Source organism: Rhodococcus sp. 66b (assembly GCF_002076325.1).
Taxonomy (GTDB): Bacteria; Actinomycetota; Actinomycetes; order Mycobacteriales; family Mycobacteriaceae; genus Rhodococcus_F; species Rhodococcus_F erythropolis.
The window spans coordinates 138283-159882 of record NZ_MUZB01000008.1 but is presented as its reverse complement, the minus strand read 5'-3'; the positions used below and the strand labels follow the sequence as shown (position 1 = coordinate 159882).

Genomic DNA, 21600 nt, shown 5'->3' with positions numbered 1-21600 from the left:
GATCGCTAGCCTTCGAGCAGCCACTGGGCGCACTCGACGTCGGTGACGAGTACGTTTGCCAAACCTCCGCGCAATGCGCCCAGAACGGCCTGGCGTTTGTGTGTTCCCCCCGAAATCAGAATCGTCTGATCGCAGGATTTCACTGCGTCGAGCGATACGGAGACCGTTCGCTCAGGCAGTGGCCCCTCCACTGGATTGCCGTCGATCGTGTAGAAACGGCCGCCGATTTCACCGACAGCGCCTCGACTTTCCAACTCGTCCAGCATGGTCGAGTCGACGAAGCTACCGGCAAACAAGGTCGTGGCAGTCGAGACGGCACCAACTCCGAAAACCATGATGTCGGAATCAGTTCCGGCTTGCAGCGCCTTCGAGATGACCGAGTCGTTTCGCATCGACTCCACAGTCGCCGGGTCGGCATATAGCGGAGCATTGAGGCGAATAGGATTGGCCTGCAACTGTTGTGCACATCGGCCGATGGTGAAGTCGACACCGGTTTGGTAGTCGGTCACCGTCATGGAGCCGTCAAGTTGTACCACAGCCGAGCACTTCGCCGCCTTGTCTGGCAAAGATCCTGCTACCGCAACGGTTTCCGGACCCCAGGTAAACCCGAGAACGCTCGACGGCTGCAGACGACGAACCAGAACTTCCGCTGCTCGTCGGCCGAGCGCGTCGAAGTCCGGATCGTCCGAGTCCGAATTTGCTTCGGGCACAATCAAAACTTCGGCCAACCCGAAGTGCTTCTCCAGTTTCGATTCCAACTCCGTGTTCACCGAACCTTCGAGCTCCGGCGGCACCATAATCTCGACCCTGACCAAACCTTGCGTCCGCGCCCTGGCCAACAGCCGCCCGGCCGTAGGCCGCGAGACGCCCAACTTCGCTGCAATCTCCGCCTGAGTAGCGCCTTCGAGGTGATACATGGTCGCTGCCCGCAAGGCGAGCCGCACATCCTCGGAAGCCGGCAACTTCGACGACTTGAGTCCTGCGGGCTGAGCCGACTGGTTCACACGGTCTCCTTGTGTATCAGGTTCAAAGTTTCTTGATCGTGAGCAGATGCTCACTAGATGTTCTTATGCTCATTAAGCTAACATCTACGTTGTGACCCACACAACAGTTTCCGGAGAATCCGTCGATCTACCTGCGACAATTCGGGCAAATGTCCTCGTTGAGACCGGAAAGATGCAGATGGTCGAGAGACCACGACCGTCCCCGAAGACGGGTGAAGTCCTCGTTCGCATCCATGCAGTGGGCGTGTGCGGGTCGGACGCGCACTACTTTCACGAAGGTCGCATCGGCCCTTACGTAGTCAACTCACCGCTCGTTCTCGGACACGAAGCATCTGGACGCATCGCCGCAGTCGGTGACGGCGTCGACCCAAGACGCATCGGGCAGCGCGTCTCCATCGAGCCTCAGAAGCCCGATCCGACAAGTCCCGAATCCAAGGCAGGCAGATACAACCTCTGCCCTCATATGGAATTCTTCGCGACGCCGCCGATCGACGGTGCGCTGACCGACTACGTCACGATCGGTGCCGACTTCGCCTATCCCATCGCAGATTCCGTGTCCTACGAGGCAGCTGCGCTGTTCGAGCCACTCTCCGTAGGGATCGCCTCAGCCCAGAAAGCGGGAATCACTGCCGGCTCTCGTGTGTTGATCGCCGGCGCCGGCCCGGTAGGAATCGTGACGACGCAGGTGGCCAAGGCATTCGGCGCGACGGAAGTCATCGTCTCGGACATCGATGCGGCCCGGCGTGATGTGGCACTGAAATTCGGCGCAACAACCGTCGTTGATCCTCGTGAAAGCGACGTACGCTCGCTGGCCGTCGATGCGTTCATCGACGCCTCGGGTGCCACGGCCGCAGTGATCGACGGGATTCACGCAGTTCGGCCCGCTGGGACCGTCGTTCTGGTCGGAATGGGTGCCGACGAGATACCGTTGCCGGTCCCGATCATTCAGAATCGCGAACTGATGCTCACCGGAGTGTTCCGATACGCCAACACGTGGCCGATCGCCGCCGCACTGGTCGCTGCCGGGCGCGTCGACCTGGATTCGATGGTCACAGCACGCTTTTCACTCGAACAATCGCAAGAGGCCCTGGTGGCCGATCGCATTCCCGGCAGCATCAAAGCCGTAGTCATCGTCGCCGAAGGAGACTAGAACTTTCATGGAACTCAATACGAAGACCTTGCTCGACTTCGATGCTGCACTCGAAGTGCCGACCTACGACCGGAGCAAAGTCACTACCGGCATAGTGCATTTCGGTGTCGGAGGCTTTCACCGTGCACACCAGGCCCTGTACATCGATACCCTCCTGCGACGAGGTGAAGCCTTCGACTGGGGAATCTGCGGAGTGGGAGTGATGCCGTCGGACAAGCGAATGAAAGACGCACTCCGCGCGCAGGACGGCCTCTACACGCTGGCGCTCAAGCATGCTGACGGAACCCTCCAGGGCCGGGTCATCGGGTCGATCGTCGAGTACTTGTTCGCGCCCGACGATCCGGAGGCGGTGATCGAAAAGATGGCATCCGAATCGACGAAAATCGTATCTCTCACCATCACCGAGGGCGGATACAACATCTCGCACACTACGGGCGAGTTCGACGCGTCCCATCCCGATGTGATGCACGATCTCGAGCCGGGAACACTCCCCCGCACCACCTTCGGTCTGATTTGTGCGGCCCTCGCACTCCGTCGCGACCGGGGCCTCGCTCCCTTCACGATCATGAGTTGCGACAACATCGAAGGCAACGGATCGGTCGCCAGGACGGCAGTCGGAGCGTTCGCCGCCCTGAAGGATCCCGAACTTGCGGAGTGGATCGACGAGAACGGCGCCTTCCCCAACTCCATGGTCGACCGGATCACACCCGTCACGACAGCCGAGGTGACCACCGAGATCGCCGAGACGTTTGGCGTGGACGATCAGTGGCCGGTCGCAGCTGAGCCGTTCACCGCGTGGTTCCTCGAGGACGAGTTCACCTCAGGCAGGCCACCTCTGGAGAATGCCGGCGTCAATCTCGTGCCGGATGTTCGCCCGTACGAACTGATGAAACTGCGCCTTCTTAATGCCAGCCATCAAGGCATCGCGTACTTCGGCTACCTTGCCGGATACCGCCTGGTCCACGAGGCATGCCAGGACGAACTCTTGTCAGGGTTCCTGCTCGACTACATGAATCTGGAAGCGACGCCGACCCTTGATCCGGTACCCGGCGTCGACCTCGATCAGTACAAGAAGACCCTCATCGAACGATTCTCGAACCCCCAGGTCCGCGACACGATTGCGCGTCTGTGCGCCGAGTCGTCCGATCGAATTCCCAAGTGGCTGTTGCCCGTCATCCGGACCCAACTCGACACCGGTGGGTCGATCAACCTGTCCACCGCAATTGTCGCCAGCTGGGCCCGCTACGCCGAGGGCACAGACGAGAACGGAGATCCCATCACCGTCGTCGATCAGCTGTCGGACGCTCTGGTGCCGCTCGCCCAGAAACAGTCGAGCGACCCGTTGGCCTTCATCGGGTACCGCCAAGTGTTCGGCGATCTCGTGGACGATCGCCGATTTGTCGCAAGCTTCCGAAAGACCCTCGACTCGTTGCACTCCGTCGGAGCCAGAAGAACCCTCGAGGAGGTGCGCGGGCTCTGACTACGCCGAGACGTCGTGCAGGTGATGGATCGGATCGTGAATGAAGTAGGCCGCCAACGATTCGACGGTGAACGCCGATCCGTCACTGCGGAGACCCCGTCGTTGGCGGCTACCCTCTGGCACGGTTTCGAAGGCATTCGCGACCTCCGCGGCGGCGTCGGACAATTCCGATGCCACCGTTGCCGGATCTTGGTCGTTGTACCGCTCGGCCTCAGCTGTTGCGTCTTGATCCCAGTTCTCGAATCGCGGATCGTCGAATTCGAGCATCTGTTCCAACCGCACCTTGAAGATCCTGAACACGTCGCGTACGTGGGCGGAATACTCCAGCGCTGACCATGTTTCGCTGTCCGGTCGCTCCGTCACATTCTCGCGCTCCAGTACCTCGGCCCACGAGACGGCATTGCTACGCACAAGATCTGGAACATCCGCGAACGCAACAGCGGACGAATCAAACCCGCACTCGGCGCATGGGCGTTCGAGGACCCAGGTCCAGTTCTTTGTATCCGGGGTGATCGGCATGGATCGAGAATAGTCCGCCAGGGCGGGGTCAGTCTGCTTCGATCGGCCGATGAAGCGAATCGTGCTCGGTATTTCGGTTACCTTCGTGCTGACACTCTCCGCGTGTGGCGCGGAAGTGGGCGCACCCAAGCCGCGCAACAGCAAGAGCAGGCGGTGGTCGTCAATTCACTTCATTCGAGTGCCCGGGGCGAATGTTGATCCGTATTTCCATCATCGTTTGCGGCATCTGGTTTGATTCGTAACATGCGCTCTTCGCTCGCCTTGTCCACTCTCGCTGCCGGCTTGTTGATTGTGGGCTGCGGGTCGCAGACAGTGCAGCAACCCGACACCGCAACGACAACAACCGAAACGGGCGGAACGTGGGTCCGAAGGCTCGAAGTACCAGACTCCGTCGAAAAGATCTGCCAGTCGATACTCGGATTGGCCGAAGAATTGGGACGTACTCCTAGCGATTCCGCGTCACCGATCGATCGAGTCCGCGAATACATGAGCGGACCATACCGCGACTGGAGGGGATTCGACGCTGAGGGGCGTCAGCGCATCGAGGAGGCATTCGAGAAGGCAGAATCAGGATCCTGCGGTTGAGCAACACTGGACGTCTGGTTCGCCCCTCGCACAAAGGAATTCCGGACAACGACGTATCAACGCCATTCCGTTGGTGACAAATTTTCGTTCGTCTGCGACGGCCGGTCACTTGAAATTCCCCAGAGCTTTCAGTTCAACGTCAAAGATCCTGTGACGCGACTCTGGCCGAGGCTTCAACTGGTCTCGTCGTTCCTTCAGGTGAAGGGCGCCGAGTCGACATGTACGCCTTCCGAACGCAGCAAATGCTTGGCCGCACAAATCAACAAGGAGAGGGATTCGTACGAGAGTCCCTCGGTCGCACGCATCAGCCTGTCAGGCGCCGGAATCGACCGGTCGCCCGGGGAACCCTCGGATCTCCGCACAGAAAGCACGGTCGAGAGTTCTCGTTGATTCACCACCTGACCTGTGCTGTTCGCTCGCTCGAACATGGCATTCAGCCGCTGGACGAGTTCCTCACCTTCAGCTGATCGAATAGTGTTGCCGAACAGCCTGTTTCCATGATCGGCTATGACACCAGCCGCGATCGAGTTCTTGATTGTCACAGTACGTTCTCCGTTACGTTGGTCTGTCAGGTTGATCAGGGGTGCGACCGGGAGCAACTCGCAGAGCCTTTATCTGTGCCGCCCAACGGCGTCGCGCATCGACAGCAGACCAATCTCCCCCGGCGCCCATCGGCTTCCGGTAGCGCGACCTCGAAGCCGCTGTTCATTTGCGACTTATCGTTACATATTAACATCAACTGTAACTCTTCGACAAGCACTTTGTTCCGATTGCCCGGTTTGATCACGGGTGGCGCAGAACATCAAGGGTGGCCAACTTGTCGACATGATCTACGCCATCCCTGCCATCTCCGTTCAGGCTGCAGTGATGGTCGAGCCACCGGCAAGGCACGAGAACGACATTCCGCCGACGAGCTCCCAGCGTAGATATCGCCGCGCGTGCATCACCTGCGGCGAACTGCGATGCACAAAAGCCGCAACGCGGATAGGGGCGGCGACACAGCCCGCGAGAGCCTTCTTACCCGAACTTTTCCATCACCGTGCGAGGCAGCCGGCCAGCCAAGACTGCGCCCAAAGTCCTCGCTACTGATGACCTAAGTCCGACAATACTTTTCACGAAAAAGAGGACCCCGCACCTGCGGGGTCCTCTTCGCTTTCCTTCAGAGCTAGAGACCGAGCGAGTGAAGGTGCTCGCTGATCTTCTCGAACATGAGCCTTTGACCTGCCGGCGTGGGATGCATGCCGTCTTCCTTGAGTAACGTCGGGTCCGACAGCCAGTTCTCGGCGAGCGCATCAATGAAAGGCAGCTTGTACTGCTCAGCGGCGGAACGGATTCGATCGTTGACATTGACAGCGGTCTCGGATGGAGGCCGGTTGTCCATGATGGGGCCGATGACGACAACCTTGGCGTGAGGAAGCCGATCTCGTAGCTGCGCATACAACTCCCGAGTCGCATCTCGCACCTCGAGCGGGTACGAAACATCGTTCCGACCGCCGGCGATGATGACGACCTCGGGATTCACCGCAACGACCTGATCAATTTTCGCACCGAACGGTAGCTTGCCTTTTTCCTCGTTTCCCTGGACGTAGCCGGTGCCACCGCTCGCAAAATCTGCCAGGTACCAGCGACGATCGAAGGCGAGCAGCGCCGGCCAATGATCTCCCGTCGTGTTCGGAATCGAGTACGAGTCCCCCAAAATTGCGACCGTGTCGAAGTCGTCGGTAGGGGCATTCAGCGCCGGCGCCGAACTGTCAGTCTGCGATACAGAGGCAGTTGCCCGACTGTCTCGGGATTGCTCGTACGCAAATCCTACGATCACCGCTACGACGGTGAAAACCATGGCACCGATGACGGCGACAGTTCGCTTGTTGGGTTTGGTCACCCCGTAAACATACGGGGTCGAATCATGTTGCCTCTGAGCGAGTGTCAAGCATCTGTCGTTCCGCTTGAATCGGCCATCGACGAAGGAGTGAAATCCCGCTCTCACAGCAGACTGGGGCCAAGCTTGCTGGAAGTTAAGGCGCGGCAAAGCATTCAGGGCCCACTGTCCCCCATTCGACGGACCAAAGTCCATTTTCAAATCAACACTGCGACAAGCGGCAATCGCGCAGCTATATTTCGTCGACACTTCAACTACTTTCGGCACATCTGCACGGACGCGCGACAACACCCAGTCCCCTCGCTCGGCAATCCCCTCTATTTTTCTCATTCGAAGAAACCGGCACCAGGTGCCAGGAAGAACGTCGACATGCCGGAAACAGAAGCAAAGCGCAGCAATCGGCGACTGATCGCGATCGCAGCACTCGCAGTCGTACTCCTCGTGCAAGGCGCCTACTCGTTCGGTGTCCGCCCTGAGCCGTACCCGACAATTCGCATGCCCAGCTTCGGTGGCGTGCCCAATGCAGACGGCGAGTTCAGTGGAAGTGGCTTGGATATCACTCTCCATTACACCGACGGATCCACGATCAGTCCCAACCCAGTGGATCTCGCCGGCGATATTCGCTACTCATCCGCGAGAGCATCACTCGATTATGCGTTCCGCCCCAGCGGGGCAGGCGACCGAAACACCCGAACCGCGGACCCTGAATTGGTCGAATGGCTCCGAAACCGCAGCGTCGAAGTCGGAAGTGGTGCCATCCCGGACAGTATCGAGTTCTGCTGGCGCAAAACAATTATCGACATCACCGACGGAACCGATGCGTCAACTGACCCGTGCGAAACGACAAGGGTTGATCTATGAGTGCCCGTGCGGGAACTCTGTTGTTCCTGCGCGACCACATCGATCAGTTGTGCGAGGCGTACCGCGGGGATGCGAGGTTCCTCGCTGTCATTCGAATTCTCTTCGCGCTATATGTGATCGCGTTTCCCATCGACTACACGTGGGCGGGCGAGGTTCCCTCGATTCTGTTTCATCCGCAATCCGGTCCGTTCTCCCTGCTGTCGTCACCACCCTCCGAGAACTTCCTCGTCGGACTCGAAGTCGCCCGATTCATCCTGGCGATCGCCATCTTGGTCGGATATCGAACGACGGCCGCGTCCATCGCAATGACCCTCACGCTCATGACTGGCAGCGGGTTGGTCAATTCCTTCGGCAAGGTCGACCACTTCATTCTTTTCGAAATCTTGCCGGTGGCCATGGCAGCCGCTGGATGGGGCGCCGCATGGTCCCTCGACGCACGACGTTCACGCACACAACGCAAAGCACTTCAAACCCGCGGACTGCCCATGCTCATCTGGGCAGTGACGGTCGCCTACGCCCTGTTTACAGCGGCACTACCCAAAGCTGCGTCCGGCTGGCTGAACCCCGAATTGCAGGCAACCCGGGGCTACGTTGCACGAGACGTCGCTGACCCCACCAAGCTCGGTCCGCTGACCCACGAACTATTCGACATCCATTCGGAGTGGCTATGGAAGGCACTCGACTACGCCACTGTCTTCGCTGAAGGCTGGTTGATCGTTGCCGTGCTCTTCCCTGTCTTGTTCAGAATCGGGATCGTCGTCTTACTCGGGTTTCACCTTGGGGTTTATCTCGCGTTGGGCATCGAGTTCGACAGCTATATCTTCGTGTATCTGCCGTTCCTGTCGGCGCCTGCTGTATGGGTCACCAAGCGAGTCCTGGGCAGAAGGCCCGATATCGGTAGAACGTCGGCGCCGGAAACTCCACGTCAAGTATCTCCGGCCAGTTCGGACGCACCGTAAATCTAATATCCGGGAGCGGACCTTTCCGTCACAGTTCGTGAGTGCCCCAATCACAGGTAGGCGATCCCCAGACTCCCTCAACCTGGGGATCAAACAAACCTACTGTCTCCCAATGAAATTCCGAGAACTTCTACATTCACTGACATTCGGTTCGCAGACGGGCGCCCCAATCGCCAATTCGGCGCCGCCATTCGGACCCCACATCGCGTGTTGGGGGCAGTCGAGCCGCGGGGGGTCGGCTCGACTGCCTGCACTTACACCAGGCGAAGATGGTTTCTTGCCAGCTATCTGCTAAACCAGCGTGCGTCGACGCTCAGGGGGTCACTGGAACGCATCGTCGTCACCTGTGGGCCGGGCTCGCGCCGGCAGGTACAGACAATTGTTCAGTGACCCCTGAGTTCGATCGTCGAAATCACCTCCGATCGCCGTGCGTAGGTACATCTAGAGCGTGACACTTCGGCTGGTTGAGCACATACGCTGAAATACCTGGAAAGGTACCTACTTTTCCTTCGTCTTCCGAGTGGTCGCCATCTCGGTCACGTCCAGAAGCGTTGCACATCCGACACTGTCGGGAAATTGGTCATCTGTATCCGAGACTTTCACCTCATCTGCGATCGACGATCATGATGCGACGATTCGTTGTGTGACCACGAACGCTCGACTCAGACGCAACCGCAGGCGCATTGCCAGGCGATTCAATCCCAACAACGTGTGGGCAACTGTCCTGGTGATTGCACTTTGCGCACTAGTCGCCTTGGCGATCGTCTGCAGCATGATCTTCGACAAAAGTCATTGGGGCTGACCCGCGGGCTCACGGCACCTGAACGTGGGGCGGGCGGGGCTCGAACCCGCGACCAATGGATTATGAGTCCACGGCTCTAACCGACTGAGCTACCGCCCCATCCGGATGCGATGCATCGCGGCGAATCCGAATGTTACCGGCACATCCGACGCGGATCACAATCGGGCAGGCGGTGACGCGTTGCACTCTTTCGAGTCGAGTCTTCCAAGGTTGGTCGGCGCAGGAGCGATGAGCCGATACCGTGGGAGTGCACACCCCACGGAACAGGATCACCACATGAAGCTTGCACTGACCGAATTCAAGAACTCGAAGGCCACGATCCGGATCATCATGTCCGACGGCGCGAAGCTGAACGGCACCGTCACCGATTTCACCGAAGACACTCTCGTCCTCAATTCTCCGAATGGTGTCTATTACATCAACCCCAGCCACATCATCCGGCTGTTCGAGCCGTCGGATCGCGCAGCGAAGTAAGCGCACCCGTCAAACAGTTCGACGGTTCCACCGAAAGCCCGACGCAGACACTTGCGTCGGGCTTTGGTGTATCTGTCGCCAATATCTACACGTCGCGTTCACGGGTGCAGCGGCCATCGGCGTCACTGAAAACGACAATGGACCTGTCCTGTTGGCCGCCATCGAAAGTGTTGTAACTCCAGTGGCAATCGACGAGCATGTTTTCTCCTGCATGCTCGGAGCTACCAAACCCGACCCTGCGGCCTTCCTGGCTGCGCTGGAGTTTCTCGATGCGCGTCCACAGCAGACCTTCTTCGTCGACGACAACCCGGTGAACGTCCTCAGCGCTCGACGGCTGGGAATTCTCGCAGAACAAGCAAACAAAGCGGCAGACGTCGGATCGGCACTTCGATCGGTGGGTCTGCTGCAAACGCACTAGCGGCGACGAATACAAGAAAGCCCCCCACCAGATTTCTCAGGTGAGGGGCTTTGCTGCTCCCCCGGCTGGACTCGAACCAGCAACCGTCCGATTAACAGTCGGAAGCTCTGCCAATTGAGCTACAGGGGATTGTCTTGCTCGCTTCGCCCGTTCCGGCGTTGCCTGAGAAACTGTAGCGAATCCTCCACCGAAGTACCAAATCGCCTGCCCAGCGAGTCATCAGGCAGGATGGAGTCAGGACGATCGGTGCTGGAGGGAAGCAGGAATGATGCGTTTGTTGATCGGTGTTGCAGCTGGGTACGTCCTGGGAACCAAAGCGGGCCGCGCACGATACGAGCAGATCAGCCGGGCCGCGAAGGCGGTGGCCACTAGTCCGGCCACCAAGAAGGTGTTGGACGCGTCACGGCAGAAGCTGGCCGACTCACTGAGTACTCAGCCCAAGCTCGAGCCGATGAAGCCGATCAACGAGGAGACCACGATTCTGGTCCCCCACGACCAGTTGAAGAAAAGCCGCTAGGTCAGACGCTTTGGTCGCCGACAGCCTGCTCACGCAGCTGTCGGCGATACTGCTCCAGGGCCACGAGGTCTCCGAACAGTGAGTTGTACTCCTCGGGGGCCGCAGCAGGTGAAACGCGCTGAAGCTTGGATTTGAGGTCGGCAACCTGCTCGCCCACCCACGCTTCCTGCAGTCGTGCGAGCACTCCGTTGATGTAGCGCGGAACCGTGTCTTCGTCGCACGGCATCGGTTCGACGGCCAGCTCAGATACAACCGAGGCCACCGTCATGTCCTCGACGCCCTTGGTGACGACTTCGATCCACTCGGCCCCACCGAGCCCCTTGCTCGTTCCACCGGCGTCAGCCATTGCCTGTCTGATGACAACGTAGGCGGGGTGGGTGAATGTCTCGGGAGGCAACGAGTCGAAGACACTGCCGGCGATGCCAGGGTGCTGCAATGCGGCCTTGAGGACAGCTCGCTGCGTCGAGAGCGCCGGATCGTTGGGCCGGGGCCTGGAGATTCCGATCGGCAGCGCAAGCGCATCGGCGGCAGGTGCCTCGACAACCTGACGACGCTTGGGCGCCGGTGAAGATCCGCGCGTCGACGCCCGTTTGCGAGCTTCGTCACGCACGCGTCGTCGAACCGACGGAAGATCGTCCCAACCGACCCATCCGCACAACAGATTCGCGTAGCTGTCGCGCAGAGTTGATTCCTTGATCTGCGCAACGACGGGGACGGTACGACGCAGTGCCTCGACGCGACCTTCAGCGGTCTCCAGATCGTGTTCGGTGAGGATGGACTTCACCACGAACTCGAACATCGGAGTGCGCCGTGCCACGAGGTCGCGAACGGCGGCGTCACCAGACTTCAGACGCAGATCGCACGGGTCCATTCCGTCGGGCGCGACGGCGACGAACGTCTGCCCGGCCATCTTCTGATCACCCTCGAACGCCTTCATCGCAGCGGCCTGCCCTGCGGCATCACCGTCGAAGGTGTAGATGATCTCACCGCGAAAGTAGCTGTCGTCCATCAGGAGTCGGCGGAGCATCGCGAGGTGCTCCTCACCGAAGGCGGTTCCACACGAAGCGACGGCGGTCTTGACGCCGGCCAAGTGCATCGCCATGACGTCGGTGTAGCCCTCGACGACTACCGCCTGGTGCCCCTTGGCGATGTCGCGCTTGGCGAGGTCCAAGCCGAACAGGACCTGAGACTTCTTGTAGAGGATCGTTTCCGGCGTGTTGACGTACTTACCCGGCATGGTGTCGTCGTCGAAAAGCTTGCGGGCACCGAAGCCGATGACGTCACCGGCGACGCTGCGGATCGGCCACAGAAGACGGCGATGGAACCGGTCGATCGGACCTCGTCGCCCCTCTTTGGACAGCCCGGCTGCTTCGAGTTCCTTGAATTCGAAGCCCTTGGACATCAAGTGTTTTGTGAGAGTGTCCCAACCTTCGGGCGCGTATCCACACCCGAACTGCAGTGCCGCTGCACCGTCGAAGTTTCTCTCGGTGAGGTAGTCGCGCGCCGCCTGGGCATCGGGTTCGCGCAGACGAGCAGCGTAGAACTCCTGAGCCGCCGCGTTTGCCGCGATCAAGCGTGCACGAGTGCCGCGATCGCGCTGAACGGAAGGCCCACCACCCTCGTACGAAATCGTGTAGCTGAGCCGATCCGCCAACTGCTCGACAGCCTCGACAAAGCTGATGTGATCCATCTTCTGCAGGAACGAGTACACGTCCCCGCCCTCACCGCAGCCGAAGCAGTGGTAGAGGCCGTGGTTGGGTCGCACGTGGAACGACGGCGACTTCTCGTCGTGAAAGGGACACAGACCTTTGATCGAATCGCCACCGGCACGCTTGAGTGAAACGTATTCACCGACGATGTCCTCGATGCGAGTGCGTTCGCGAATGGCCGCGATGTCTCTGTCAGAAATTCGGCCCGCCACGTACATCAGTCTAGGCGGTCCCCCGGCACCTCCTGACAACGATATGTTGATGGCCGACTCTGCACCGCAGCGATGGGACCGACGATGACTGAAAACGCCTCGAGCTCGCACGAAGGGCGATCAGGAACCCGATTCGGCGTGTACGAGTTGCGTCGCCTCCTCGGCCGAGGCGGAATGGGTGAAGTGTACGAGGCGTACGACACCTCGAAGGATCGCCTGGTCGCACTCAAGTTGCTCCATCGCGAACTTGCGGCCGACCCGTCATTCCAAGCTCGTTTCCGCCGAGAATCTCGCACCACCGCCGCCTTGAACGAACCGCACGTGATCCCGGTACACGACTGGGGCGAGATCGACGGAGTCCTCTTCATCGACATGCGTTTGGTCGAAGGTCATACGTTGCGCGCCGAGTTGGCCGAATTCGGCCGACTCACGCCTATACGAGCCGTCGACATCGTCTCGCAGATAGCGTCAGCGCTGGACGCAGCGCACGCGCGCGGACTCATCCATCGCGACGTCAAACCAGACAACATCATTCTCACGAACAACGGCTTCGCCTACCTCGTCGACTTCGGAATCGCATACTCACAGACGGACACGAAGATCACCACCGAGGGAAGCGCAGTCGGTTCGTATGCATACATGGCGCCGGAGCGGTTCGGAATCGAAACGCCGACGGCCGCAGCGGATGTCTATTCCCTGGCTTGTGTCCTCTACCAATCACTCACCGGAACAACACCTTTCAACACCACAAGCATCGAGCATCTGGTCAATTCGCACCTGAACGCTCCGCCGCCACGCCCCACACTGACGGTTCCATCGCTCCCGCAAGGTTTTGACGCCATCGTGGCTCGCGGCATGGCAAAGGATTCCGCACACCGCTATCCGACTACGGGAGCGCTCGCACTCCAAGCGCGGCAGGCCCTCTCGACGACCCACACCCCCGGTGCCGCCGGCGGATTGCACCCCACGATCGTCGGGCCGCCCATCTACACCACGGCGAATCCCGCTCACGGGAACTACACGCACATCGCGACAAAGACCAAGCGAAACCGAGCCCCGATCGCGATCGGTGCGGCTGGAGTTGCACTCGTTCTGGCCGCAGGAGGCACGGCGGCCTGGGTAATGCTGGGGAACTCGGGACCCGAATCACCCACCACTGCAGCAGCTTCCATCGCCACGTCGGCACCGGCACCCACTCAGGAGCCGGCCAGAACGCCCAAGCTCGAGCCGCTACCCACCGCCGGACTGCAGGCGACCACGACCACCCGGGCGTCGAACCCGTCCGCGAGAAATGGCGACCTCAGGGTCAGCAAGCCGATCACCGTCCCCTCGTGCAAAGGAACCGGAATCGTGGTGTTGGCCAATGCCACCGATCCGGCAACGTACGCCAGCGAGATCCAGAACTACCTCGACGCGTTCCCCGGCTCGAAATACCTACGCACAGACCAGTCCTGCCCGTCACTGCGTCAAGTCTCCGATTCGGGGACGGCGATCTACACGGTGTATCGCGAATCCGGGAACACCGAGTCGAAGATCTGCAAGGACGTTCGCGCAGCAGGCGGCGACGCTTACGGCAAGTGGCTCGATACCACTACCGACCCGTCGACGCGGATGACCTGCTGAAGGCGTAAGCGGCTCAGCCCCAGCTGGCCTGCGCGCCCAGGCTCGCTTTGTCCACCCGTTCCAGCCGACTCTCCGTGTACGACGCGATCTGATCCACCACTACCCGGACCCGAGCACCGTCGTCCGCGGCGCGTTCCCACGCGGGCAGCAGGATCGGATCGAGCCCGGCCGGCGCAGTCGCCAGCAGCCATTCCGCGACGCGATGAACACGATCACGCTGCCGATCCTGACGCGCCTTGTGTCCGGCGTCGGACATCACGTAGTACAGCGCCACGGTCTTGAGCAACGCCACCTCGGATGCGACGGCCTCGGGTATGTCGAGGTCGGCTTGATACCGCGAGAGGGGTCGGTCACCGTGTGTCAGCCGGGTGCTGGCGATCGCTGCGGTGGCGAAGCGACCCACCAATTCACTCGTGAGATTCTTCAACGCGACGGAACTTCCGAGTGTTCCGTCGAAACTTCCGACCCCGCGTACGACGGGGAGTTCGGACAACCGTTGAGCGGCGTCGATCAGATCGTCGACTACCAATCCCCGAAACTCGGAGGCCCCCAGTTCTGCCAGTGCGCGCTGCTCGGACGGATCGGCAAGCGAGCGCAGGTCGATACGGCCTGCGATCACCCCGTCCTCCACGTCGTGCACGGAATACGCGATGTCGTCGGCCCAGTCCATGACCTGAGCTTCCAGGCATTGCCGACGCTCGGGCGCCCCCTCTCGAACCCAGGCGAGCACCTCTGCGTCGTCGTCGTATGCCCCGAACTTCGCGCCGGGCTGCGGCCGTGTCCAGGGGTACTTGATGGCTGCGTCGAGTGATGCCCTGGTGAGATTGAGGCCGGCACTCAGACCGTCGGGGCGCAGGATCTTGGGTTCGAGGCTGGTCAATATCCGCAGATTCTGCGCGTTGCCCTCGAAACCTCCGCAGTCCTTGGCGACTTCGTCCAGGGCCTTCTCGCCGTTGTGACCGTACGGCGGGTGCCCGATGTCGTGCGCGAGACCGGCGAGGTCCACCAGGTCCGGATCGCAACCGAGTCCGTCGGCGATCCCTCGCCCGATCTGTGCGACCTCCATCGAGTGCGTCAACCGCGTGCGAGGTGTGTCACCGTCGCGCGGGCCGACAACCTGGGTCTTGTCGGCCAAGCGCCGCAAAGCCGCGGAGTGTTGGACACGCGCCCGATCTCGCGAGAAGTCCGAACGATGCTGCGCCGCTGCGATCTGCGAACCCGGCAACCCCGCACGCTTCGGCGCCTCGACGACACGACGTTCGAGGTCGTGTTCGGAGTATGTGCCGCCTCCGTAGGTGGTGTGAGCTGTCATGGTCTCTATTGCCCTGCCGTGTAGGGGAAGTCTGCCGAGAAGTGCGTGAGCTGATACCAGAGCAGCGCGCCGGTTTCGCGAGCGATTCCGTGCAACTGGGATTCGCGGGTGAAGACAGCCGGGCCCTGACGAGTAGGTGCGGTCCACGCCTGGAGTCCTGTGTCGCGGGCCATCGTCCGCGTTCGCAAGGAGTGCCACGGGTCACTGACCAGGACAGCGGAATTGATTCCCTGCGAGGACATCTCGGCGCTCACCGCGTCGATACTGAGAAGTGTGTCCGAACCGGTCTCCACAGCAGTGATCGCACTCGACGGAATTCCGCGATCGGTCAGATACATCTTTCCCGACGCCGCTTCGGTGTACTCGTCACCTTCTTGTTTACCGCCGACAGTGATGATCTGCGGCGCCACTCCGCGCTTGTACAGCTTGTACGCCTGCTCGAGTCGGGCCTCGAAGACGGACGACGGAGTGCCGGAATACTGAGCCGCGCCCAGAACGACTATCGCGTCGGCCGGCCGCGTGTCGTCGATGCGCGCCACCTGCCACACCCGGAACGCAGTACCCCCGACCAGAACCACGGCCATCAACACGGCACCGGCGATCAGTCGGCGCGTCCAGCGAGCCAATCCTGCCCCGAAGCCGCCCGCCCGTGAGGGTGATGGGTCGTGGGGGCGGTTACCGAAAGCAGGTTTCACTCCCGCAATTCTGCCAGTTCGCGGCGATCACCTCCGATGCCGACGCGCCACAACGGATAGATTTGCGTCATGGCCCTCGCACCACACTTCGCGCAGTTGTCCTCGGTAGAGCAGAGTCGGACAATCACCCGACCCGTTCGCCGTCGGGGAAGCGCCGCCGCCGTCGCTGCGATTTTCGCTTTGCTGGCGCTCGTCTTCAGTCCTGCGCTCGCCTCGGCAGACGCCCCGATGGTGTTGCCGAATCACATCACCGACACCTCCGGGGTTCTCGACGCCGGGCAACGCAGCGACATACAAGCTGCGATCGATCAACTCAGCGAGGACCACCAGATCGATCTGTGGGTTGCGTTCGTCCCCGATTTCAACAACCTGGGTGGCCAGGCGTGGGCACAGCAGACAGCCACGAAGTCGACGCTGAGTACCAAGTCCGTCCTGCTTGCAGTTGCCACGGCGGAGCGTGCTTACTACCTCGACGTCCCCGCTGAGCTGAGCAACATCACGGATTCCGACATCGAATCGATCAATTCCGACGCGGTGGAACCGGCTCTCGCCGAGGATGATTGGACCGGCGCGGCAATTGCCGCAGCTGGAGCACTCGGCGACGCGAACAACACGAGCGGCGGAATGGGAGTCGGAACACTCCTCATCGCGGGCGGCGCTGTGGTGGTCGGGACGGGCGGCGTGGTCCTGTACTCACGTAAGCGCAAGAACGACAAGAACAAGGCAAGCGTCGAAGCCGCGAAGAACATCTCCCCCGACGACATCGCCAGCCTCAACGCACTCCCGCTGCCGACGCTCGACGAACGCGCGAAGGAGATCCTCGTCGAGACGGACAACGCGATCGCCGGCAGCCAGGAGGAGCTCGATCTGGCCCGCAGCGAGTTCGGAGATTCCGCCGTCGCACCCTTCTCGGCAGCATTCGACAAGGCCAAGGCCACCCTCGCCGAAGCCTTCGCGATCAGGCAGCGACTCGACGACGCCATCCCGGAAACTCCCGATCAACGCCGACAGATGCTGATCGACATCATTTCCTCGTGCGGTCGAGCCGACCAAGAACTCGAAGCTCGCGTCGAGGAGTTCGACGGGCTTCGCGACCTTCTCATCAACGCCCCCGCACGTCTCGATGCGTTGACGCAGAGTGTTGTTTCTCTCAGCGTGCGCTTGCCCGAATCCGAGGCGATTCTGACCAAATTGAAGGATCAGTTCCCCGCGCCGACGCTGGCATCTGTCGTGAACAACGTCACGATGGCCAGCGAACGCCTGACGCTCGCCGAGAAGTCGATCGAGGAAGGCCGCGATGCCACCGCGCTGCCGGCTGGTAAGCAAGGCGCTGCCGTCACCGCGATTCGCACTGCCGAAGCGGCTCTCGATCAGGCACGCAAACTACTCGACGGCGTCGATCACGCCGCCGACGACATCCGAAACGCCATCGCGACACTTCCGTCCGCGATGGACGACGTCCAGCAGGGCATCACTGCTGCGGACGCTTACCTGGCGCAGGGCGGGCAGAAGTTGGCGGACGCGAAGGCCGCGGCCCAGGCAGCGTTGGCGAATGCTCAGACGTCGAAGGACAGCGATCCGCTGACAGCCTTCAACCAGATCGTCGCGGCCGACGCCCAACTCGACGCACTGCTTGCCGACGCTCAGGAGCAGAAGCAGCAGCTCGAACGTGCACAGCAGCGCCTCGCCCAGGACATTCTGGCCGCACAGGCTCAGGTGACCGCTGCAGGCGACTTCCTCGGAACCAGGCGCGGCGCGATCGGGGCGGAGGCGCGCACTCGCTACGCGGAGGCTCAGCGGCACCTGCAGGCGGCCCAGCAATTGCAGGCTTCGGATCCGTCGAAGGCACTGCAACACGCCCAGGCCGCTACAACCTTGGCGACGCACTCACTTCGCGCCGCGCAGAACGACGTCAACACCTGGGAAGCAAACCAACGACCCCGCGGTGGCGGCGGCGATGCGACGGGAGCGATCCTCGGCGGCATCCTGATCAACAGCATTCTGCGAGGTGGCGGCGGGCCCCGCTCGTACGGCGGACCGAGCAGCAGCGGACGCTCCGGTCGCGGTGGCGGCGGCGGTGGTTTCGGCGGTGGTGGCGGCGGCCGAACCAGTCGAGGCGGCGGCGGCCGGTTCTGACGGATCCCGTCGAGGTAGTAAAATCCCTACTTTGTTCACGACCGCACTCGTCGTACGCTTCATCCGGCAAGTCGGGATCACAGATCATACGAAGGTGTTATGGAAAGCGTCGCCCCGCAGATAACCGTCGTTGTACCTACATACAACGAGCGTGAGAACCTGCCAAAGCTCGTCGATCGCCTCGCCGCGTTGAAGATCCCGAACCTGCACGTCCTCGTGGTGGATGACAACTCCCCCGATGGCACGGGCGAGGTTGCGGACAAGTTGGGTATCGATGGACCCATCCCGGTCGGAGTGCTTCACCGCACGGTCAAGGACGGACTCGGCCGTGCTTACGTCGCGGGCATGAGCCGGGCTCTGGCGGAGAACGCCGACATCGTCATTCAGATGGACGCGGATCTCTCCCATCCGTCCGAAGCGATCCCCGCCATGATCGAGATCCTCACCACGACCGATGCGGCAGTCGTTCTCGGCTCCCGTTACGTCGAGGGTGGCGCAGTTGCCGGCGACTGGCCGTGGCATCGCAAGGCTTTGTCCGCCTGGGCGAACTTCTACGTCAACGCTATTCTGCGACTGCACGTCAAGGATGCAACTGCAGGCTTCAAGGCGTGGCATGCAAAGACCTTGCGCGACATCGACGTCGAATCGGTGCAGAGCAACGGCTACGCGTTCCAGGTCGAGATGAACTACCGAGTTGTTCAGCGCGGCATGAAGATCGCCGAAACGCCAATCCGCTTCGAGGAACGCACCGAAGGTGTCTCCAAGATGAGCCTCTCGGTTCAGTTGGAGTCCGCTCTGGTGCCGTGGAAGCTCAAGTTCGGCAAGAAGTCTCTCTGACCTGCGCGGCTGATCGAAAATAATCGGCGGTCTGCGTGTCCGACGGGTAGAACGACTCAATCGCGATCTCTGCAAGCGTGACGTCGCGCGGCGTACCGAACACGGTGGTGGTGCTGAACATCGCCAATTCGGTATCGCCCGCGCGTACGCGCAACGGAACCAGCAGGGAATTCGCGCGGTCGTCGTGCCAGTCTCCGCCGCTCGGATAGGTGCGCAACTCGTCGAGCAACGACGCCAACTGCGCATCCGCACTGACCTCCACTTCCCGCGCCAACCTGGCGAGCAGGTGGGTCCGCCACTGCGCGAGGTTCACGATCCGCGGCGCCATGCCCTCGGGATGCAAGCTCAAACGCAATACGTTCACCGGTGGTTCCAGGAGGAATTCAGCGGCCCCCTCGGTCAGGATTCTCACGGCCTGGTTCCCGGCGATCATCTCCCATTGCTGATCGACCACCACGGCCGGATAAGGGTCATGCGCGTCGATGATGCGATCGATGGCCTCGCTCACCGCTGACATCGGCGCTTCCGCCAACGATTTTTGCGAGTACTCCGGCGAGTGGCCACTTGCCAGCAGAAGCGTATTCTGTTGCCGTAGAGGAACATCCAGGCATTCGGACAGGTGAAGGATCATGTCCCGGCTGGGTTTGGAGCGGCCGGTTTCGATGAAGCTCAGGTGCCTGGTCGACACTCCTGCCGCTGCCGAGAGGCCCAACTGAGTGAGCCTTCGCCGCTCCCGCCACCGCTTGAGTTCGGTGCCAACGTCCATCGTCTCGAAGGTCATTCTTTCAAGTTAGCGACCCGAGGTAGCCGAGACCATGACCTCGGAGGTAATCGACCCGAAGCAGTTTCGGAGGAACAGTGGTCTCAGCCGGCGAGACCGCCGGATGTTCACCACCGGAACTGATCAAGGGAGCGACCATGAGCGCCTTCGACGCAATCGCCGACGCCTATATCGACATGTGGAACGAAACAGATACCACCGCCCGTAGAGCACGGATCGAGCAATTGTTCGCACCCGGCGGCCGCTACACCGATCCGCTCGCGGACGTCACCGGACACGATCAGATCGACGCGATGATCAACGCTGTGCAGCAACAGTTTCCGGGCATGCACTTCACCCTCATCGGACCCGTGGACGCGCACCACCGACAGGCTCGATTCGGTTGGGCTCTCGGCCCGGCGGGGGCCGAGTCACTGATCGACGGGTTCGACGTACTCGAACGCGACGACGACGGCCGGGTGACGCTTGTCCTCGGGTTTCTCGACAAGGTACCTACGGCCTGAAGTGCGTCTACCACCGACAGCCTTCGCCACGAAGGCTGTCGGTGGTCCGTGGCATCATCGGTGCCGATGAACGCCGACGGATTTACCTGGTCCACACCGATTCCCGAGTCCGAGGGTGCTGAGTACGGCGCTCACACGCTGACCGTCAACGGCCTTCCCTCCGTCTATCGATCCGCCAAGACGACGCCGACCAAGCTCGGTCAGTTCGTCACGCTGTGGCGCCGTTCCGAGGCCGGGCCCATCCGCCCATTCGACACCAGCGACGGCGTCGCGCTGTTTGTGGTGAAGGTCTACGACGAAGAACATCTGGGTCACTTCGTCTTTCCCACCGAAACCCTCGTCGAACACGACATCGTGTCGACGAACTTCTCGGGCGGCAAGCGCGCTATCCGGGTCTATCCGCCCTGGGTCACGCCGACCAGTGTGCAAGCCGTCAGAACCCAGCGTTGGCAGAAGCAGCATTTCGGCGAGTTCCCTGATGTATTCAACTCACCTGATACGTCGCGATGATGACGCCTGTTGTCGTAGGAACACTTTCGGTGAGGGTGAACTGAGCGAGCGCAGCACCGTCGGGGAACAATCTGCGCCCGGTTCCGAGAACCAGCGGATGAATCAGCAGAGTGTAGGTGTCGACGAGACGCCGTTCGGCCAATGACGTGATCAAGTCGCCACTGCCCAGAATCACCAGATCCGGGCCATCGCTTTCCTTCAGCGCGGCGACCGCGTCGGCGGCATCGCCTTTCAACACAGTCGAGTTCTTCCACGGCAGCGGTTCACCCAAAGTCCTTGACGCTACGTACTTCTGCGTGTTGTCGAGCACCTCGGTAAACGGATTGTCCGTCTGAAACGGCCAGTACGAGGCGAAGTTCTCATAGGTTCGGCGTCCGAAGAGCAACTCTGCTTTCTTCGCCATCCCCTCCCCCATTTTCTGTGCCATGACGGAATCGTTGAAGGGTGCCGCCCATCCACCGTGCTCGAATCCGCCACGACGATCTTCGTCCGGCCCGCCAGGTGCCTGCATGACACCGTCGAGAGTCACGCTGTTGGTCACGCTGAGTTTTCTCATAACTTCGATCCTGCGCCTGAAGATCCACCATGGAAAGAGAAAACGGGCGGTCCTTCTCGAATGAGAAGAACCGCCCGT

The 21600-nt window shown here is 61.1% G+C and carries 21 protein-coding genes and 2 tRNA genes; 13 read left to right on the top strand and 10 right to left on the bottom strand.

Annotated elements, in window-relative coordinates; translation table 11 throughout:
- Window positions 1-5 precede the first annotated feature (5 nt).
- Window positions 6-1004, bottom strand: coding sequence for a sugar-binding transcriptional regulator (locus tag B0E55_RS16855; protein WP_021334180.1), 999 nt, complete (start codon window positions 1002-1004; stop codon window positions 6-8).
- A gap of 139 nt (window positions 1005-1143) precedes the next feature.
- Between B0E55_RS16855 and B0E55_RS16850 the strand changes: the two genes are divergently transcribed.
- Both B0E55_RS16850 and B0E55_RS16845 read left to right on the top strand, forming a co-directional pair.
- A complete protein-coding gene (locus B0E55_RS16850; RefSeq protein ID WP_080910121.1) occupies window positions 1144-2154 on the top strand; it encodes an NAD(P)-dependent alcohol dehydrogenase in 1011 nt (336 codons plus the stop codon).
- Window positions 2155-2161: 7 nt separating this feature from the next.
- Window positions 2162-3634 (top strand): mannitol dehydrogenase family protein, encoded by a 1473-nt coding sequence (locus tag B0E55_RS16845; RefSeq protein ID WP_080910077.1) that lies wholly within the window; start codon window positions 2162-2164, stop codon window positions 3632-3634.
- Here B0E55_RS16845 and B0E55_RS16840 read toward each other — a convergent pair whose 3' ends face one another.
- Window positions 3635-4153 (bottom strand): DinB family protein, encoded by a 519-nt coding sequence (locus B0E55_RS16840; RefSeq protein ID WP_080910120.1) that lies wholly within the window; start codon window positions 4151-4153, stop codon window positions 3635-3637.
- Between the two features lie 243 nt (window positions 4154-4396).
- Between B0E55_RS16840 and B0E55_RS32205 the strand changes: the two genes are divergently transcribed.
- Complete coding sequence (locus B0E55_RS32205) at window positions 4397-4738, top strand: hypothetical protein (protein WP_241896078.1); 342 nt, start codon at window positions 4397-4399, stop codon at window positions 4736-4738.
- Window positions 4739-5903: 1165 nt separating this feature from the next.
- Here B0E55_RS32205 and B0E55_RS31695 read toward each other — a convergent pair.
- Window positions 5904-6620 (bottom strand): SGNH/GDSL hydrolase family protein, encoded by a 717-nt coding sequence (locus B0E55_RS31695; protein WP_157902083.1) that lies wholly within the window; start codon window positions 6618-6620, stop codon window positions 5904-5906.
- Window positions 6621-6986: 366 nt separating this feature from the next.
- On the opposite strand from B0E55_RS31695, the gene B0E55_RS31690 reads away from it, so the two are divergent.
- Together B0E55_RS31690 and B0E55_RS16810 are read left to right on the top strand one after the other, a co-directional pair.
- The gene (locus tag B0E55_RS31690; RefSeq protein WP_020969946.1) at window positions 6987-7478 is read left to right on the top strand and encodes a hypothetical protein; all 492 of its coding nucleotides are present in this window, start codon (window positions 6987-6989) and stop codon (window positions 7476-7478) included.
- Window positions 7475-8437 carry an HTTM domain-containing protein gene (locus B0E55_RS16810; protein ID WP_080910074.1) on the top strand — a complete coding sequence of 321 codons (963 nt, stop codon included), beginning with the start codon at window positions 7475-7477 and terminating at the stop codon, window positions 8435-8437. Before B0E55_RS31690 ends, B0E55_RS16810 begins: the two co-directional genes overlap by 4 nt.
- Before the next feature lie 827 nt (window positions 8438-9264).
- On the opposite strand, the gene B0E55_RS16800 is transcribed toward B0E55_RS16810, so the two are convergent.
- A tRNA-Ile gene (locus B0E55_RS16800) sits at window positions 9265-9338 on the bottom strand.
- Between the two features lie 177 nt (window positions 9339-9515).
- Here B0E55_RS16800 and B0E55_RS32200 point away from each other — a divergent pair.
- Window positions 9516-9713 carry a hypothetical protein gene (locus B0E55_RS32200; RefSeq protein ID WP_003941659.1) on the top strand — a complete coding sequence of 66 codons (198 nt, stop codon included), beginning with the start codon at window positions 9516-9518 and terminating at the stop codon, window positions 9711-9713.
- A 181-nt stretch (window positions 9714-9894) separates the two neighbouring features.
- On the top strand, window positions 9895-10131 hold the full coding sequence (locus tag B0E55_RS32560) for an HAD-IA family hydrolase (protein WP_241896077.1): 237 nt from the start codon (window positions 9895-9897) through the stop codon (window positions 10129-10131).
- Between the two features lie 56 nt (window positions 10132-10187).
- Here B0E55_RS32560 and B0E55_RS16785 read toward each other — a convergent pair.
- Window positions 10188-10260: transfer RNA gene (locus B0E55_RS16785), tRNA-Asn, on the bottom strand.
- Between the two features lie 136 nt (window positions 10261-10396).
- Here B0E55_RS16785 and B0E55_RS16780 point away from each other — a divergent pair.
- Entirely contained in the window at window positions 10397-10648 is a 252-nt protein-coding gene (locus tag B0E55_RS16780) for a hypothetical protein (RefSeq protein WP_046378744.1), read from the top strand.
- 1 nt (window position 10649) lies between these two features.
- On the opposite strand, the gene dnaG is transcribed toward B0E55_RS16780, so the two are convergent.
- A complete protein-coding gene (dnaG, locus tag B0E55_RS16775) occupies window positions 10650-12569 on the bottom strand; it encodes a DNA primase (RefSeq protein WP_003941578.1) in 1920 nt (639 codons plus the stop codon).
- 72 nt (window positions 12570-12641) lie between these two features.
- On the opposite strand from dnaG, the gene B0E55_RS16770 reads away from it, so the two are divergent.
- A complete protein-coding gene (locus B0E55_RS16770; RefSeq protein WP_080910072.1) occupies window positions 12642-14192 on the top strand; it encodes a serine/threonine-protein kinase in 1551 nt (516 codons plus the stop codon).
- 13 nt (window positions 14193-14205) lie between these two features.
- Here the strand turns inward: B0E55_RS16770 and B0E55_RS16765 are convergent, their stop codons facing one another.
- Together B0E55_RS16765 and B0E55_RS16760 are read right to left on the bottom strand one after the other, a co-directional pair.
- Entirely contained in the window at window positions 14206-15504 is a 1299-nt protein-coding gene (locus B0E55_RS16765; RefSeq protein ID WP_019748992.1) for a deoxyguanosinetriphosphate triphosphohydrolase, read from the bottom strand.
- Window positions 15505-15509: 5 nt separating this feature from the next.
- Complete coding sequence (locus tag B0E55_RS16760) at window positions 15510-16199, bottom strand: YdcF family protein (RefSeq protein ID WP_007731109.1); 690 nt, start codon at window positions 16197-16199, stop codon at window positions 15510-15512.
- A 69-nt stretch (window positions 16200-16268) separates the two neighbouring features.
- Between B0E55_RS16760 and B0E55_RS16755 the strand changes: the two genes are divergently transcribed.
- Together B0E55_RS16755 and B0E55_RS16750 are read left to right on the top strand one after the other, a co-directional pair.
- Window positions 16269-18335 carry a TPM domain-containing protein gene (locus tag B0E55_RS16755; protein WP_021344666.1) on the top strand — a complete coding sequence of 689 codons (2067 nt, stop codon included), beginning with the start codon at window positions 16269-16271 and terminating at the stop codon, window positions 18333-18335.
- 99 nt (window positions 18336-18434) lie between these two features.
- The gene (locus tag B0E55_RS16750) at window positions 18435-19172 is read left to right on the top strand and encodes a polyprenol monophosphomannose synthase (protein ID WP_003944487.1); all 738 of its coding nucleotides are present in this window, start codon (window positions 18435-18437) and stop codon (window positions 19170-19172) included.
- Here B0E55_RS16750 and B0E55_RS16745 read toward each other — a convergent pair.
- Window positions 19147-19953, bottom strand: a complete 807-nt coding sequence (locus B0E55_RS16745) for a helix-turn-helix domain-containing protein (RefSeq protein ID WP_019748994.1) — start codon at window positions 19951-19953, stop codon at window positions 19147-19149. The genes B0E55_RS16750 and B0E55_RS16745 overlap by 26 nt on opposite strands.
- 137 nt (window positions 19954-20090) lie before the next feature.
- On the opposite strand from B0E55_RS16745, the gene B0E55_RS16740 reads away from it, so the two are divergent.
- Together B0E55_RS16740 and B0E55_RS16735 are read left to right on the top strand one after the other, a co-directional pair.
- Window positions 20091-20456 (top strand): nuclear transport factor 2 family protein, encoded by a 366-nt coding sequence (locus B0E55_RS16740; protein ID WP_080910117.1) that lies wholly within the window; start codon window positions 20091-20093, stop codon window positions 20454-20456.
- A 48-nt stretch (window positions 20457-20504) separates the two neighbouring features.
- On the top strand, window positions 20505-20966 hold the full coding sequence (locus B0E55_RS16735) for a MepB family protein (protein ID WP_080910071.1): 462 nt from the start codon (window positions 20505-20507) through the stop codon (window positions 20964-20966).
- Here the strand turns inward: B0E55_RS16735 and B0E55_RS16730 are convergent.
- On the bottom strand, window positions 20941-21522 hold the full coding sequence (locus B0E55_RS16730) for a dihydrofolate reductase family protein (protein WP_080910070.1): 582 nt from the start codon (window positions 21520-21522) through the stop codon (window positions 20941-20943). The genes B0E55_RS16735 and B0E55_RS16730 overlap by 26 nt on opposite strands.
- Window positions 21523-21600 lie beyond the last annotated feature (78 nt).